This window comes from Streptomyces sp. NWU339, from assembly GCF_003143855.1.
In the GTDB taxonomy this organism is placed as follows: domain Bacteria; phylum Actinomycetota; class Actinomycetes; order Streptomycetales; family Streptomycetaceae; genus Streptomyces.
Window position 1 is genome coordinate 36,709 of sequence record NZ_QFRK01000021.1, and the last position, 15,902, is coordinate 52,610.

11 protein-coding genes and 1 pseudogene are annotated in these 15,902 nt (G+C 70.3%); 4 read left to right on the top strand and 8 right to left on the bottom strand.

Annotated elements, in window-relative coordinates; translation table 11 throughout:
* Positions 1 to 364: 364 nt before the first annotated feature.
* Together DIZ27_RS23585 and DIZ27_RS23590 are read right to left on the bottom strand one after the other, a co-directional pair.
* Positions 365 to 2,989: pseudogene (locus tag DIZ27_RS23585) on the bottom strand (ABC transporter permease/substrate binding protein).
* Positions 2,982 to 4,070, bottom strand: coding sequence for a glycine betaine/L-proline ABC transporter ATP-binding protein (locus tag DIZ27_RS23590; protein ID WP_109380449.1), 1,089 nt, complete (start codon positions 4,068 to 4,070; stop codon positions 2,982 to 2,984). Before DIZ27_RS23590 ends, DIZ27_RS23585 begins: the two are co-directional and overlap by 8 nt.
* A 239-nt stretch (positions 4,071 to 4,309) precedes the next feature.
* On the opposite strand from DIZ27_RS23590, the gene DIZ27_RS23595 reads away from it, so the two are divergent.
* From DIZ27_RS23595 to DIZ27_RS23610, 4 genes are all read left to right on the top strand, one after another.
* Positions 4,310 to 5,239 (top strand): 5'-3' exonuclease, encoded by a 930-nt coding sequence (locus DIZ27_RS23595; RefSeq protein ID WP_258308521.1) that lies wholly within the window; start codon positions 4,310 to 4,312, stop codon positions 5,237 to 5,239.
* Positions 5,240 to 5,332: 93 nt separating this feature from the next.
* Positions 5,333 to 6,190 carry a siderophore-interacting protein gene (locus tag DIZ27_RS23600; RefSeq protein WP_109380451.1) on the top strand — a complete coding sequence of 286 codons (858 nt, stop codon included), beginning with the start codon at positions 5,333 to 5,335 and terminating at the stop codon, positions 6,188 to 6,190.
* Positions 6,191 to 6,349: 159 nt separating this feature from the next.
* Positions 6,350 to 6,637: a hypothetical protein gene (locus DIZ27_RS23605; protein ID WP_109380452.1), complete on the top strand. Its 288-nt coding sequence runs from the start codon at positions 6,350 to 6,352 to the stop codon at positions 6,635 to 6,637.
* A gap of 19 nt (positions 6,638 to 6,656) precedes the next feature.
* The gene (locus DIZ27_RS23610; protein ID WP_109380541.1) at positions 6,657 to 7,610 is read left to right on the top strand and encodes an RluA family pseudouridine synthase; all 954 of its coding nucleotides are present in this window, start codon (positions 6,657 to 6,659) and stop codon (positions 7,608 to 7,610) included.
* 181 nt (positions 7,611 to 7,791) lie between these two features.
* Here the strand turns inward: DIZ27_RS23610 and DIZ27_RS23615 are convergent, their stop codons facing one another.
* From DIZ27_RS23615 to DIZ27_RS23640, 6 genes are all read right to left on the bottom strand, one after another.
* Complete coding sequence (locus DIZ27_RS23615; protein ID WP_109380453.1) at positions 7,792 to 9,357, bottom strand: cytochrome P450; 1,566 nt, start codon at positions 9,355 to 9,357, stop codon at positions 7,792 to 7,794.
* A 90-nt stretch (positions 9,358 to 9,447) separates the two neighbouring features.
* The gene (locus tag DIZ27_RS23620; RefSeq protein WP_109380454.1) at positions 9,448 to 10,068 is read right to left on the bottom strand and encodes an ATP/GTP-binding protein; all 621 of its coding nucleotides are present in this window, start codon (positions 10,066 to 10,068) and stop codon (positions 9,448 to 9,450) included.
* Positions 10,049 to 10,453, bottom strand: coding sequence for a DUF742 domain-containing protein (locus DIZ27_RS23625; protein WP_109380455.1), 405 nt, complete (start codon positions 10,451 to 10,453; stop codon positions 10,049 to 10,051). Before DIZ27_RS23625 ends, DIZ27_RS23620 begins: the two co-directional genes overlap by 20 nt.
* Positions 10,450 to 10,857, bottom strand: a complete 408-nt coding sequence (locus DIZ27_RS23630; protein ID WP_109380456.1) for a roadblock/LC7 domain-containing protein — start codon at positions 10,855 to 10,857, stop codon at positions 10,450 to 10,452. The genes DIZ27_RS23625 and DIZ27_RS23630 overlap by 4 nt, the downstream gene beginning before the upstream one ends.
* Complete coding sequence (locus DIZ27_RS23635) at positions 10,854 to 12,488, bottom strand: sensor histidine kinase KdpD (RefSeq protein ID WP_181383658.1); 1,635 nt, start codon at positions 12,486 to 12,488, stop codon at positions 10,854 to 10,856. Before DIZ27_RS23635 ends, DIZ27_RS23630 begins: the two co-directional genes overlap by 4 nt.
* A 538-nt stretch (positions 12,489 to 13,026) precedes the next feature.
* A complete protein-coding gene (locus tag DIZ27_RS23640) occupies positions 13,027 to 15,882 on the bottom strand; it encodes an RNA helicase (protein ID WP_109380458.1) in 2,856 nt (951 codons plus the stop codon).
* Positions 15,883 to 15,902 lie beyond the last annotated feature (20 nt).

Consider the following 15,902-nt stretch of genomic DNA (forward strand, 5'->3'; position numbering starts at 1 on the left):
TTCGCCCGTCGTCCCGTACCCGGTGCGTGCGCCGCTGTCCGGCGCACTCCTTCTTTTGAGCTGTCTGCACCCTACGCATGTTCGGCAAACCGTTTCAGGCGCCTGTCACGTCGGCGTCATGAGCGATCGCGTACGACCCCACAGTTCACGCCGGCCGGCGCCCGGCCTGTTCGGTTCGATGTGCGCAGGGTGCCAGGTGTTTCCGCCATTGTCGCCCGAAGTGGGGCAGGAGGTCACGGGGAGGTGCCCTGAGGCCGGGAAGGGCCTCGCGGTGTGTGATTGTCCGGATCCTCACCGTGCTCCGGACCTGCCCGAGGGGCGGSCGGTGGCGGCCGGCGCGGTGGTCACCGCGGCGGCGTCACCGTCACTGCGGGGTCATGCGCTCCGGCACGTCCGGGTGTTCCTCCAGCCAGGCGGCGACGGCTTCCTCCTCCTGGCCCTGGCCGCGGTCCTTGATCTCCTTCTCGAGCGTGCCGAGTTCGTCCTCGCTCATCGTGAATCCCTTGATCCACTTGGTGAGTTCGGGGTACTGCTCGGGGAACTTCTTGCTCGCGATGGTGTGGATGGTGTTGTTCTCGCCCCAGGCGCCCTCGGGGTCCTTCAGCTTGGTCAGCTCGTACTCGCTGTACGTTCAGTGCGGCGACCAGAGGGTGACCGCGATGGGCTCCTTCTTGCTGTAGGCCCGCTTGAGCTCGGCCAGCATCGCCGGCGAGGAGCCGTCGACGGCCTTGTACTCCTTGTCCAGGCCATAGGCCGGCAGGACCTTGTTCTTGAGGAGGTCCATCTGGCCGGTGCCCGGCTCGATGCCGACGATCCGCCCGTTGAACAGGTCGGCCTTGCCCTTGAGGTCCTCGAGCGACTTGACGTCCTTGACGTACGAGGGGACGGAGACCTCCAGTGAGACCGGTTCGTACCAGGTACCGAGGTCGGTGAGTTTGTCCTTGTTCGGCTCGTAGAAGTTCTTCTGGGAGTACGGCAGCCAGGCGTCGAAGTTGAGGTCGAGATCACCGGTGGAGAGGCCCGTGTAGACCGGCCCGACGTCCATCTGCTTCAGGTTCAGCGTGTAGCCGCGCCGCTCCAGGACGTTCTTCCACAGGTAGGTGATCGCGACGTCCTCCTCCCAGGGGAACCAGGCCACGTCCAGCGGACGCTTCGCCTCGGCGGGAGTGTCACCGGAACCGGACGACTGCACGGGCGCGAGCTTGTCGACGATGCCCGGGTTGTCCTTCAGCCAGGCGCGGACGGCGTCCTGCTGCTTGCCCTTGCCGGCCTTGTTGATCTCGGCCTCCAGGCTGGTGAGTTCCTCCTCGGCCATCGAGAAGTCCTTCAGCCACTTGCCGACGGTGGGGTGGTCGGCGGTGAAGTCCTTGCGGGCCAGGGAGTGCACGCCGTCACCCTCGCCCCAGGTGCCCTTGGGGTCCTTCAGCTTCTTCAGGTCGAAGTCGCTGTACGCCCAGTGCGGCGACCAGAGCGTGACGACGACCGGTTCCTTCTTGCTGTAGGCCCGCTTGAGCTCGGCCAGCATCGCCGGCGTGGAGCTGTCGACGACCTTGTACTCCTTGTCCAGGCCGTACTCCTTGACGACCTTGTCCTTCAGCAGGCCCATCATTCCGGCGCTGGACTCGATGCCGGTGATCTTCCCGTTGAAGGTGCCGGCCTTGCCCTTGAGGTCCTCGAGGGAGTCGAAGTCCTCCATGTAGGCGGGCACGGCGAGTTCGAGCGACGTCTCCTCGTACCAGGTGCCGAGGTCCTCGAGCCGGTCGCCGTACTTCTTCCAGTACTCGGCGTGGGTGGTGGGCAGCCACGAGTCCGTCTGGAAGTCGATGTTGCCCTGGGCGAGCGCGGTGTAGAGCGGGCCGGCGTCGAACTGCGTGGCCTCGACCTCGAAGCCCCGCTGCTCGAGGACCTCCTTCCACAGGAAGGTGGAGGCGATGCCCTCGTCCCAGGGGATGTAACCGATGGAGATCTTCTCGCCCTTGCCGACGTTCTTGTCGTCGGCCGTGGTGTCCGTGCCGCCGGTGGTGCCGCCGAAGATGCTCATGCCGCCGGCCACCAGGGCGAGGACGACGACGCCGATCACGGCGACCTGCGGACGCGGCCGGTAGGACCAGATCTTGAGTCCTCCCTGCGCGACACGGGCCTTGGCGGCGGCGCGGCGGCCGAGCGGGGACACCTGGGTGCCCAGGGCACTGGTCATGCGGTCGAGGTAGATCGCCAGGATGACGATGGCGAGGCCGGCCTCGGCACCCAGACCGATGTTGAGCTGGCCGATGGCCTCGATGACCGCGCCGCCCAGGCCGCCGGTGCCGACCATGCCCGCGATCGCGGCCATGGACAGCCCGAGCATGATCACCTGGTTGACGCCCGCCATCACGGTGGGCAGCGCCAGCGGCAGCTGGACGCGCAGCAGGGTGTTGCGGGGCGTGGTGCCGAACGCCTCGGCCGCCTCCACGAGGTCCTTGTCGACCTGGCGGATGCCCAGCTCGGTCATGCGCACGCCGGGTGCGAGCGCGAAGATCAGGGTGGCGACGACGCCGGGGGCGGGGCCGGTCCCGAAGAACAGGATCGCCGGGATCAGGTAGATCATCGCGGGCAGCGTCTGCATGAAGTCCAGGACCGGCCGCACGGCGGCGCTGACCCGGTCCGAGCGTGCCGCCCAGATGCCCACGGGCACCGCGATGACCAGCGCGATGACGGTGGCGACGATGACCAGCGCCAGCGTGACCATCGAGTCCGCCCACAGTTCCATGGAATCGAGGAAGGCGAATCCCAGGAAGGTGAGGACACCGGCGAAGGTGCCGCGCAGCCAGAAGGCGATCACCGCGAAGATACCGGCGAGCAGCAGCGGCTCCGGTGCCTGCAGGACGGCGTTGACACCGTCGTAGGCGCCGGTGAAGACGGCCTTGAAGAAGTCGAACAGCCAGGTCACGTTGTCGAGCAGCCAGTCGACGCCGCTGTTGACCCATTCGCCGAGCGGGATCCTAGGCACGGGCCATCACCTTCTCGCCCTTGCCCCGCTGGGAGTCGCAGGTGCCGGGCGCGGCCTCCTCGTCACCGAGGAAGCCCACGAGCCGCTGCCGGGGCACGACCCCGACGACCGCGCCCTCGCCGTCGAGGACCGCCACGGGGTGCGCCGCGCGGGCGCTGATCGCGCACAGCTCGGTGAACGGCGTCCGAGGGGTCGCGGTCTCGCAGTCGCAGTCGGCCTCGTCGCCGCGCACCTCTTGGTCCATCACGGCGCCGGCGGTCAGCACCCGGGAGCGGTCGACGTCCTGGGTGAAGGAGGCGACGTAGTCGTTGGCGGGGCGGATCAGGATGTCCTGCGCGGTGCCGATCTGCACGATGCGGCCGTCACGCATCACCGCGATGCGGTCGCCCAGGCGCATGGCCTCGTTGAGGTCGTGGGTGATGAAGACGATCGTCTTCTTCAGCTTCTTCTGCAGCTCCACCAGCTGGTCCTGCATGTCGCGGCGGATCAGCGGGTCGAGCGCGCTGAAGGACTCGTCCATCAGCAGCAGGTCGGCGTCGGTGGCGAGCGCGCGGGCCAGACCCACCCGCTGCTGCATACCGCCGGACAGCTCGTCGGGCCAGGACTTCTCCCAGCCGGCCAGGCCACACAGAGCGAGCGCCTCGTCGGCGCGGCGTTCGCGCTCGGCGCGGGGCACGCCCTGCACTTCCAGTCCGTAGGCGGCGTTCTCGCGAACGCTGCGGTGCGGGAAGAGAGCGAAGTGCTGGAAGACCATGCTTATCTTCTTGGAACGGACGTCGCGCAGTTCCCGGTCGGACAGCGCGGTGAGGTCCTCACCGCCGAAACGCACCTGTCCGGCGGTCGGCTCCGACAGACCGTTGAGCATGCGCAGCAGAGTGGACTTGCCGGATCCGGACAAGCCCATGACGACGAAGATCTCGCCCGGCTCCACCGTGAACGAGGCATCGATCACGGCGGCCGTGGTGCCCTGGTCGCGCAACTCCTCACGGTCGGTCTCGTCGTTGCGCAGTCTCTCGACCGCCTGTCCCGGTCGTCTGCCGAACACCTTGTACAGATGCTCCGCTTCTAGCCTGGTTGACACGCGTACCTCTTGAGTCGACGGCAATGGAAGGAGCGACGCCCGGCGGTAGGCTCACGCGGTCTTGAACCGTCGAAGACAGTTGAACCTGCAACCGGCATCGCTCCGTGCCTGCGCCTCCCCCGTTTCAGCCAACACAAACGTGTGTTCTGCTTCACAGAAGAAGCGCAGGGCGCAACTCGTCGCGCACCCCGCGCTCACCGTCACGCGGCTGCGGGGCGCTGTCGGTGGCGTACGGCATGATGCGGGACGTGACCGGACGACTCATGCTCCTCGACACCGCCTCCCTCTACTTCCGCGCCTACTTCGGCGTCCCGGACTCGGTCAGAGCCCCGGACGGCACGCCGGTGAACGCCGTGCGCGGGCTGCTCGACTTCATCGACCGCCTGGTCAAGGACCACCGGCCGGCCGATCTGGTGGCGTGCATGGACGCAGACTGGCGCCCGAAGTGGCGGGTGGACCTGATCCCCTCCTACAAGGCGCACCGCGTCGCCGAGGAGCGCCCGTCGGGCCCCGACGAGGAGGAGGTGCCCGACACCCTGTCCCCGCAGGTGCCGGTCATCGAGGCCGTCCTGGACGCCATCGGCATCGCGCGCGTGGGGGTCGCCGAGTACGAGGCGGACGACGTCATCGGCACGTTCACCGCGCGGGCGCGCGGTCCGGTCGACATCGTCACCGGCGACCGCGACCTGTACCAGCTGGTGGACGACGCGCGGGGGGTGCGGGTGCTGTATCCGCTGAAGGGCGTCGGCACGCTCCAGGCCACCGACGAGGCCGTACTGCGCGAGAAGTACGGGGTCGGCGGCGCGGGGTACGCGGATCTGGCGCTGCTGCGCGGCGACCCGAGCGACGGCCTGCCCGGCGTGCCGGGCGTCGGTGAGAAGACGGCGGCCAAGCTGCTGGCCGAGTTCGGCGACCTGGCCGGGATCCTGGCGGCGGTGGACGATCCGCGGGCCCGGCTCACGCCGACCCAGCGCAAGCGCCTCACCGAGGCGCTGCCCTACCTGGCGGTCGCGCCCGAGGTCGTCCGGGTCGCGGACGACGTACCGCTCCCGGACGTCGACACGGCGCTGCCGCGGGCGCCTCGCGACCCGGACGCCGTACGGGCACTGGCGGCCCGCTGGGGCCTGGGCGGGTCCCTGGAGCGGCTGCTGGCGACCCTCGCACGGTAGGGGCCGAGCCGGGGCGGCAGCAGGCGGGCAGGAGGTATTCCCTGAACAAAGCTGTTAGGTTAGGTAAACCTAACCGAGCAACAGGGAGCCTCCATGGCAGAGCGACCGGGACGCCAGCCGCGCAAGCCGCACTCCGGGCAGGTGGTCCGCACCGAGCAACTGACCCCGCACATGCGGCGCGTGGTGCTGGGCGGCGACGGCCTGGCCGACTTCTCGGCGGACACGGCCACCGACCACTACGTGAAGCTGCTGTTCCCGGCCGAGGGTGTCACCTACCCGGAGCCGTTCGACATGAAGCGGATCCGCGAGGAGCTCCCGCGCGACCAGTGGCCGGTGACCCGGACCTACACCGTGCGCCACTGGGACGCCGGGCAGCGTGAGCTGACCCTGGACTTCGTGATCCACGGGGACGAGGGGCTGGCCGGTCCGTGGGCCCTGCGGGTCCTGCCGGGCGAGACCGTGTTCCTCACCGGGCCCGGCGGCGCCTACGCTCCCGACCCGGCCGCCGACTGGCATCTGCTGGCGGGCGACGAGAGTGCGCTGCCCGCGATCGCCCGGTCGCTCGAGGCGATGCCGAGCGGGGCCAGAGTGCATGCCTTCGTGGAGATCGACGGCCCCCAGGAGGAGCAGAAGATCGACTCCGAGGTGGCGGTCACCTGGCTGCACCGCGGGGACCGTCCGGTCGGCGAGGCGCTGGTGGAGGCCGTGCGGGGCCTGGAGTTCCCCGAGGGCCGGGTGCAGGCCTTCGTCCACGGCGAGGCGCACTTCGTCAAGGAGCTGCGCCGGCTGCTGCGGGTCGAGCGGCAGATCCCGCGCGAGGACCTCTCGATCTCCGGCTACTGGCGGCTCGGTCACAACGAGGACGGCTGGCAGGCCTCGAAGCAGGAGTGGAACACACAGGTCGAGGCAGAGCAGGAGCAGACGCCGCGGCAGGCGGCGGCAACCTCCTGACCCTCCGCACTCGGAACCCGAACCGGCGTCATCCGATCCGCCCGGTTGGGGCGGGCGCCCCGGGTTCCGGCGCCGGTCGGGTGAACCCTGGGCCCCGCGCCGCGGTGGGCGGCGTGGCGAGGTCGGCCGGGCCGGGGTGCTGACCGAGGATCCGGGCGCGTGGCAGACACCTTCGAAGAACTTGTGGCCAAGCAGCGCGCGGCGGACGAGGCGCATGTCCGCGTACGCCATCTGCAGGAGACCTATGGGCCGCCCACCCGGACCAGGTGGAGCGCGCAGCAGACCAGTACCTGGGAGACCGCCTGGCGGGCCTGGCGCGACCTCGCCCGTGACCTCCAGATGGCGGTGAGCGAGTTCGCGCGGGCCGAGGGAAAGCCGCGTCACGTGGTCGAGGCCGAGGTCAAACGGGCGGTACGGCGGGAGGAGGAGGGCGGGGCGGACGTGTAGCCCCGTAGCCTTGGCCCTCGTGAGACGCAGACGCCGGATCCTCCCGCCCTCCCCGCTGCCGCAGCGCGACGGTGTGGACCCGGTGCGGCTGAGGCTGCCCGCGGCGGGGCCGGGGGCCACCGTGCGGGAGCATCTGGTGGCCCGGCTCCCGGTCGGCGCCGGTGTCGTCGACGGCATGTTCGACGCGGGGCTGATCGTGGGGGCGGACGGGCGGCCCGTACCGGCAGACGCCCCGTACGCACCGGGGCTGTACGTGTGGTTCCACCGGGAACTGCCCACCGAGGTTCCGGTGCCCTTCCCGCTGGAGGTCGTGTACCGGGACGAGCACATCGTCGTCGCCGACAAACCCCATTTCCTGGCCACCACACCGCGCGGCAGCCATGTCGCCGAGACCGCGCTGGCGCGGCTGCGCCGCGAGCTCGGCATCCCCCTGCTGGGTGCCGCGCACCGCCTCGACCGGCTCACCGCGGGGCTGGTGCTGTTCACCGTGCGGCCCGAGGAGCGCGGCGCGTACCAGACGCTGTTCCGGGACCGGCGGATGCACAAGGAGTACGAGGCCGTCGCCCCGCACGATCCCGCGCTCGCCCTGCCCCGGACCGTGCGCAGCCGGATCGTGAAGGAGCGCGGGGTGCTGACCGCCCGCGAGGTCGCGGGTGAGCCGAACGCCCTCAGCCGGGTCGAGCTCCTGGGCCACCGGGCGGACGGACTGGCCCGGTACCGGCTGGTGCCCGGCACCGGGCAGACCCATCAGCTGCGGGTGCACATGACCGCTCTGGGCGTGCCGATCCTCGGCGACCCGCTGTATCCCGAGGTGACCGCGCCCGCCCCGGCCGGTGATTTCCGGCGTCCGCTGCAACTGCTGGCGCGGACAATGGAGTTCACCGATCCGGTGACGGGTGTGGAGCACCGGCTGCGCAGTCGCCGGACGCTCGCGGCATGGACCTCGTACGAGCAGTGGGCCACTGGTCGTTGACACCCTCACCTGCGTGAACGCGGGCGATTTCGGTCAGCACCGCTACGCGGCGCTCCCTCGGGTCCCTGCTTCCCAGGCCCTTGCCACCCGAAGGTGGTCCTGCAAGGCCTCCACAGGCCTGACTTCCCGCCCGTCCGTCGGTAGGTCCGTCGACTACGTCGGTGGAGCACCGGGCACGTGTTCAGTAGCCGCCCCACCACCGCAGGAAGCGCTGCCAGGCACCGGTCGGGCGGGCGGGTTCGGCGGCCGCGGTCGCCGTCGGTTCCGCCACCGGTCCGGCGGGCTGCGGCGCGGGCGGGGTCGGGGGCTGCGGCGCGGGGACGTCGTGGTGCCCGAACGGCTCGGGGCGGTCGGCCGCCTCGGAACGGGTGGCGGGCGACGGCGCGGCCTGCTGCTCCGGCTCGGGGGCGCCGATGTGCCAGTTGGGCCGCGGGGCCGGCTGGTGGTCGTGGTTCGGCTGCTGGGTCACCTCCTGGGGCGGCCTGGGCATGAACTGGACGGGCAGCTCGATGAGATGCCGTGAGGCGATGGACTCGGCGTGGCGCAGGTCCTCGTCGTCGACGTCGAGTTCGAGGTCGGGCAGCCGCATCAGCAGCGCGTCGACGCCGACCTCGGCGATGGCGCGCCCGATGTCCTGCCCGGGACACTCGTGCGGGCCGCCGCCGAAGGCGAGGTGGGAGCGGTTGCCCTGCATGTGGGCGGTGGGGTCCGGGCGGACCCGCGGGTCCGCGTTGGCCGGTGCGGGGGCGAACAGCAGACCGTCGCCCTTGCGGATGCGCTGGCCGCCGAGTTCCGTCTCCTGCTTGGCGAAGTAGGCGAAGACGGTACTGAACGGCGGTTCGTCCCACAGCAGTTGCTCGACCGCCTCCGGTACCGTCATCTGCCCGCCGTTGAGCTGGGCGCGGAAACGCGGGTCGACCAGCACCGTGCGCAGCACGTTGGCGAGGAGGTTGGCCGTCGACTCGTAGGCGGCGATGAGCACCACCCGCAGGTGCTCCCTGACCTCGTCGTCGGTCAGCCCGGCCGAGTGGGTGACGAGATGACTGGCGAAGTCCTCCCGCTGCTCCGCCCTGCGGCGCGCGGTGAGCCGACTCAGGGCGCCCATGATGTACTCGTTGCTGGCGATGGCGGTCTCGGTGCCCCTGAGCATGTCACGGGCCGCCTCGACCATCCGGTCGTTGTACTCGTCGGGCATGCCCAGGACGTGGCACATCACGGCCATCGGCAGGTGCTCGGCGAACTGGCTGACGACCTCGGCCTCGCCCACTTCGCAGAACCGGTTGACGAGACGCTGGGTGCAGCGGTTGATGTGTCGGCGCAGACTGCGGAAGTCGATGGTCGACACGGCGAAGTCGATCACGCCGCGCAGCCGCTTGTGTTCGTCGCCCTCGGCGTGGGCGCACATCGGCTGCCAGGCGATGTGCGGCATCAGCGGGTGGTCGGGTTTGACCAGGCCGTCCCGGAGCGGGGACCAGATACGGCTGTCCTTGGTGTACTGCGCGGGGGTGCGCACCATGTGCAGGTTCTCGGCGTGACCGAGGACCACCCACACGGGCACGTCGTCGTGGAGCAGCGCCGGGGCCACGGGGCCGTGTTCGGCGCGGAGTTCCTCGTACAGCTTCTTCAGGTCCGCCGACTCGTGCAGCCGGGGCAGCCCCCCGGGGCCCAGGCCGTGCGCGGGGCAGCCGGGGGGCGGGCCGAGCCGGGGGGCGTCCGTTCCGGCCGGGGAGTGGGATTCAGGCGTCACAGTGGTCGCTCCGGAAAGGGAGGGAGAGCAGGGGCGGGGGTGAGGCGGTTCGGGGCACACGTCGCGAAGGGGCGGACCGGACGGCGGGTGTCAGGCGAGCGAACCCGTCATGGCGAGCGAGTGCAGGAACCGCATCAGCGTCATCAGGACGTCCCGGCTGGAGGTCCGGCGTCGCACATCGCACTCCATGATGGGGATGTCCTCGGACAGGTCGAGCGCCGTACGCAGATCCTTCAGCGGGTAACGGGGCGCGTCCGGGAAGGAGTTGACGGCGACGACGAACGGCACCCCGCGTTCCTCCAGCCGCCCCATGACGTCGAAGCTGACTTCGAGGCGCCGCGTGTCGACCAGCACCACCGCGCCGAGCGCTCCCTCGAACAGCCCGTTCCACAGGAACCAGAACCGCTCCTGGCCCGGGGTGCCGAAGAGGTAGAGCACCAGCTGGTCGGTGATCTTGATGCGGCCGAAGTCCATGGCCACCGTGGTGGCCGTCTTGGTCGCGGAACCGAAGTTGTCGTCGACTCCGACGCCGGCCTGGGTCATGGTCTCCTCGGTGGTCAGCGGTTTGATCTCGCTGACCGACCCGACCATGGTCGTCTTGCCGACCCCGAACCCGCCCACGATGACGATCTTCGCCGCGGCCTCGGCCGTGTGCGGCAGCTGATCCTCGGTCCGTGGGCCCGGGATGGTCTCAGAGCCTTTGAAGTCCATGCATCACCGCTTCGAGAAGGGAACGGTCGGGGAGCGCCTGACGGGCGATCGGGGCGCGCGCCTGCACCAGTTCCGCCGTCAGCATCTCGGTGAGCAGCACGGTCACCACGCTGAACGGCAGGCTGAGATAGGCCGACAGCTCGGCCACGGACAGGGGGGCGGCACAGAGCCGGAGCAGTGCCGCCTGCTCGGGCGTGGCGGAGGGCGGCGGGTCCTCGACCCGCGCCACGATCAGCGTGACGAGGTCGAGGTTCGCGCGGTTCCCGTCCGCCCCGGCGACGACGTACAGCCGTTCCGGGTTGGGCAGCTCGCCGTCCTTGGCCTGGGCCGGTTTCGGAGGGGGGCCCTCCCTGGGGGTGCGCCTCTGGCGTTGCGGAGGCGTCATACGGTCTGCCCGTTCCGGCGGGGCGGGCTGGTGAGGTGGGCGCCAATGCGGACGACGAGGTCGCGCATCATGGCCCCCATCCGCCCGGGTTCGCAGGTCATGTCGGAGAGCACCGCGAGGTAGGCGTTGGCGCCGGCGGCCATCAGGTAGAAGTAGCCGCCGTTGATCTCGATGATCACCATCTTCATCTCGCCGTCGCTGCACGGGAGTTCCCCGGCGACGGCACCGGCGAGGCTCTGCACGCCGGCGCAGGCCGCGGCGACCCGGTCGGCGGCGTCCGGCTCGCCGCCGAAGCGGGCGATGCGCAGGCCGTCCGCCGAGAGCACCACGATCATCTCGACGCCGGGTACGCCGTCGGCGAGCTCCTTGAGCATCCAGTCGAAGTTGGCGCGTTGCTGGATCACTTCAGGTCCCCCTCGTCGTCGGCCTCGGTACGGGCCGGTTCGTTGATCAGATGCAGGTACGCGGTCGGGTTCCGGGTGAAGTCGGTGGGGTGGACGCCGGGTTCGAGGTCCTTCTTCAGACCGTCCCAGAACGCGTCGACCCACAGCCCGGGTTCGCGGTCGTCCTTCGGCTTCGCGGGCTCGGATTCGGGCGTCGCCCAGGGGGACCGGGCGGTCTCGCCCCGCTCGGCGGCCTCCCGTTCGGCCCGTTCGGCGGCGGCCTGTTCGGCGTACCGCTGGGACAACGGGGTCTTCACCCGGCTGCGGCGCTGCGGCAGGCCGCCCGCGGTCCACTCGGTGACCACGGGGACCTCGTCCTCCATGGAGACGGTGGTGGGGATGGTCGGGCTGGTGGGGCGGCGCTTCTTGGGGGCGCGCTCGGGGCCCGGGAGCGCGTCGATCTGCATGGGCACCGCGGTCGCCCCGATGCCGTGGGCGAGGCCGACGCCGGGTTCGGTGGTCATCATGTCGCTCGGCACGATGAGGACGGCGCGGACGCCGCCGTAGGCGGAGGCCCGCAGCGAGACCTGCATGTCGTAGCCGGAGCAGAGCCGGCCGATGACGGCGAGGCCCAGGCGCGGGCTCACCCCGAGGTCCTGGAGGTCGACGCCGGCCTTGGCCTGCTCCAGCTTGGTCTCGATCCGGGTCCGGGCCTGCTCGTCGAGGCTGACCCCGGCGTCCTCGATCTCGATGGCGACGCCGGTCTGCACCTCGATGGCGGTGACGTGGACCTTGGTGTGGGGCGGCGAGTACCGCGTGGCGTTGTCGAGGAGTTCGGCGACGGCGTGGATGACGGGCTCGACGGAGATGCCCTTGATGTTGACCTTGGCGATGGACTTCAGGTCGATGCGGCGGTACTCGAGGATGCGGGACATGGCGCCGCGCAGCACGCTGTAGAGGGCGACCGGCTGGGGCCACTGACGTCCGGGGCGGCCGCCGCCGAGTACGGAGATGGAGTCGGCGAGACGGCCGATCATCGCGGTGCCGTGGTCGATGCGGAGCAGGTCGTCGAAGACCTCGGGGTTGCGGCCGTGGTCCTCCTCCATCTCCCGCAGTTCCTTGGCCTGCTGATGGACGATCGCCTGGACGCGGCGGGCGATGCTGACGAAGGAGCGCTGGGAGGAGTCGCGCAGTGCTTCCTCGTCGTCGATGATCTTCAGCATCGTCTTGAGGAGTTTGATCTGGTACTGGGGCAGATCACGCCAGGCCGGGTTGACCTCCTTGAGGTGGAGAAGCACTTCCCTGGGGGTGTTTCCGCGGTGCAGGAAGTCCAGGGCCTCGGGTACGACGGCGTCCGCGAAGTGCAGCGTCTCCGTGTCGTGGGCGGCGATCCGCGCCTCCAGATACGCACGGTGACGATCGTGCCCGGCACGCTCGTCCCGCAGGAGTCGGCCGCGGCGTACCGCCTCGGCTGCGGCGGCGGTCACCAGCAGGGTGGCGAGGGCGCCGCACGCACCGACGGCGATCCGGGCGGGCTCCGTCACCAGGGCGACGGCGGCTCCGGTTGCCGCGGCCATCAGTATGGCGGGGATCAACAGCACGCGCGCATAGGGAAGTTCACGGCGAACGGGCGGGGATTGGACACTCACCATGTAGGCCTCTGAAACGAATCGGCTGGTGGTCGGGGGGACATACGGGAGGTGATGGATCAGGAAACCGCGTAAGACATCCACACAACGGGGAACAAGCGCACGAATTCACCCCAACTCGGTGCGCTGCGGGCGAGCTTAGTCCGACCGGATCATCGCCGTGTCATATTCAGCGAGTGCCGGAAATGACCAATGGGACAGGAGTACCCTCGGACCCATTTACACGCTGGGATTCCGGTCGAACACCATGTGTGACGACGCGCGAGCGTGCGGGATTCACTCACCGTGAGGAGTGAAGGGCGCCCGCGCCGCGCGGTGTCGCGAGGAAGGGGCGAGGTGCCCGGGGCGTGCTCGTCGGAGGAGCCCGCGGTGGTGCCGGGTCCGTGCGGGTCCCGTTTCTGCCCACGGAATCACCACGTCATGCTCCCGGCAGGGGCGCACCGGACGCAGAAGCCCGGCGCGCACGGAGCGCGCCGGGCTTCACGGCGTACCGGACGGGCCGGTCAGGGCCGGGACCGGGCGGGGTGGAGCGCCGGGATGGTCAGCCCACGGACGAGTAGGCCACCACTCCCCTCAGCAGCGCGTCCACCGCCCTGCGGGCGTTCTTCGCGACCGTCGAGCCCTCCACCGCCGGTGCAGCGGCCGAGATCTGGCCCAGCACGTCGATGACCTGCTTGCACCAGCGCACGAAGTCCCCCGCCGGCATCTCCGCCTCGCGCAGCACCTCGTCGAGGCCCTTGCCGGACGCCCACATGTAGGCGGCCCAGGCGAAGCCGAGGTCGGGCTCGCGCTGTCCCACGCCCTCGGTCTGGGTGATCCGGAAGTCCTCCTCCAGGGCGTCGAGGCGCCCCCAGATGCGGACCATCTCACCGAGCGCGGCCTTCGCCTTGCCGGTGGGCACCTTGGGCGCCATCGCGTCGTCGCTGACCCGGGCCTCGTACACCAGTGCCGAGACACAGGCGGCCAGTTCGGCCGGACTCAGCTGCTCCCAGACGCCCTCGCGCAGGCATTCGCTGGCCAGCAGGTCGAGTTCGCCGTACAGCCGGGCGAGCCGCTTGCCGTGCTCGGTGACCTCGTCGCCCCGCAGATAGTCCAACTCGGTCAGCAGGGCGACGATGCGGTCGAAGGTGCGGGCGATGGTGTTCGTCCGGCCCTCGATGCGCCGCTCCAGCTGCGCGGTGTCCCGCCGCAGCCGGTGGTAGCGCTCGGCCCAGCGGGCGTGGTCCTCCCGGTCGTCGCAGCCGTGGCACGGATGCGCCCGGATCTCCTTGCGCAGCCGGGTGATCTCCCGGTCGTCGGCCGCCTGGGAACGCCGCTTGCGGTGCCGATCCGGCACGATGTGCCCGGCCTTGGTGCGCAGGGCGGACGCCAGGTCCCGACGGGACTGCGGTGAGCGCGCGTTGAACGACTTCGGGATGCGCATCCGCTCCAGCGCCTCGACGGGCACCGGGAAGTCGATCGACGCCAGCCGCTTGACCTGCCGCTCCGCGGTCAGCACCAGGGGGCGCGGGCCGTCGTGGTACTCGACGCCGCGCTGGCCGCCCGCACGGCCCGCGGGCAGTCCCGGGTCGAGGACCAGCGCCAGTCCCGCGTACTTGCCGGTGGGCACGTGGATGACGTCACCGGGCTTGAGCTTCTCCAGCGCGACGGCCGCCTCCGCGCGCCGCTGCGCCACGCCCTCGCGGGCCAGCTCCGTCTCCCGGTCCTTGAGCTCGCGGCGCAGCCGCGCGTACTCCTCGAAGTCACCGAGGTGGCAGGTCATGGAGGCCTGGTAGCCCTCGAGGCCCTCCTCGTTGCGCTGCACCTGCCGCGAGATGCCGACCACCGACTTGTCCGCCTGGAACTGCGCGAACGACGTCTCCAGCAGCTCGCGCGAGCGGTGCCGGCCGAACTGCTCGACCAGGTTGACCGCCATGTTGTACGACGGCTTGAAGCTGGACCGCAGCGGATACGTACGCGTGCCGGCCAGTCCCGCGAGGTGTTCGGGGTTCATGCCGCGCTGCCACAGCACGACCGCGTGGCCCTCGACGTCGATGCCGCGCCGGCCGGCCCGGCCGGTCAACTGGGTGTACTCGCCGGGGGTGATGTCGGCGTGCTGCTCGCCGTTCCACTTGACGAGCTTCTCCAGCACCACCGAGCGGGCGGGCATGTTGATGCCGAGGGCGAGGGTCTCGGTCGCGAAGACCGCCTTGACCAGGCCGCGGACGAACAGTTCCTCGACGACCTCCTTGAACGTCGGCAGCATGCCCGCGTGGTGGGCCGCGATGCCGCGCTCCAGGCCCTCCAGCCACTCGTAGTAGCCGAGGACGTGCAGGTCCTCGGCCGGAATGGAGGCGGTGCGCTCCTCGACGAGGGAGCGGACCTGCTCCCGCGCCTGGTCGTCGTTGAGCCTGAGGCCCGCGTACAGGCACTGCTGGACGGCGGCCTCGCAGGCGGCACGGCTGAAGATGAAGGTGATGGCGGGCAGCAGTCCCTGGGCGTCGAGCCGCTCGATCACCTCGGGGCGGCCCGGTGTCCAGACCCGTGAGCGCTGTCTGCGCTCACGCTCCCGGTCCGCCTCACGCATGGCGCGGCCGCGGCGCCGGTCGCCCCACGACGGGCGGGTGGCCTCCATCCGGGCCATCCGCACGAGGTCGGGGTTCACGGCCTTCTTGTGGCCCTCGCCCTCCTCGAACAGGTCGTAGATCCGGCGCCCGGCAAGCACGTGCTGGAACAACGGCACGGGCCGGTGCTCGGAGACGATCACCTCGGTGTCGCCGCGGACGGTGTCCAGCCAGTCGCCGAACTCCTCGGCGTTCGACACCGTCGCCGACAGTGACACCAGGGTCACCGACTCGGGGAGGTGGATGATCACTTCCTCCCAGACGGCGCCCCGGAAGCGGTCGGAGAGGTAGTGCACCTCGTCCATGACCACGTACCCGAGGCCGAGGAGCGTCTGCGAGCCCGCGTACAGCATGTTCCGCAGCACCTCGGTGGTCATCACGACCACGGGGGCTCCGGAGTTGACGCTGTTGTCGCCGGTGAGCAGACCGACCTTGTCGGTGCCGTAACGGCGGCACAGATCGGTGTACTTCTGGTTCGAGAGCGCCTTGATGGGCGTCGTGTAGAAGCACTTCTTGCCCTGCTGGAGGGCGAGGTGGACGGCGAACTCGCCGACGATCGTCTTGCCGGAGCCGGTGGGCGCGGCCACCAGCACGCCCTTCCCCGCTTCGAGCGCCTGGCAGGCCTCGATCTGGAAGGGGTCGAGGCCGAAGTCGTACATCTCGCGGAAGGAGGCGAGTGCGGTGGCCTGCTCGGCAGCGCGCCTGCGTGCTGCCGCATACCGCTCGGCCGGTGAGAGATCCTCTGTCATCGTGCTCTCGAGCGTACCGGGCCGCACTGACAACAGGACGATCATTATCCGGATCCGTTCCCGTC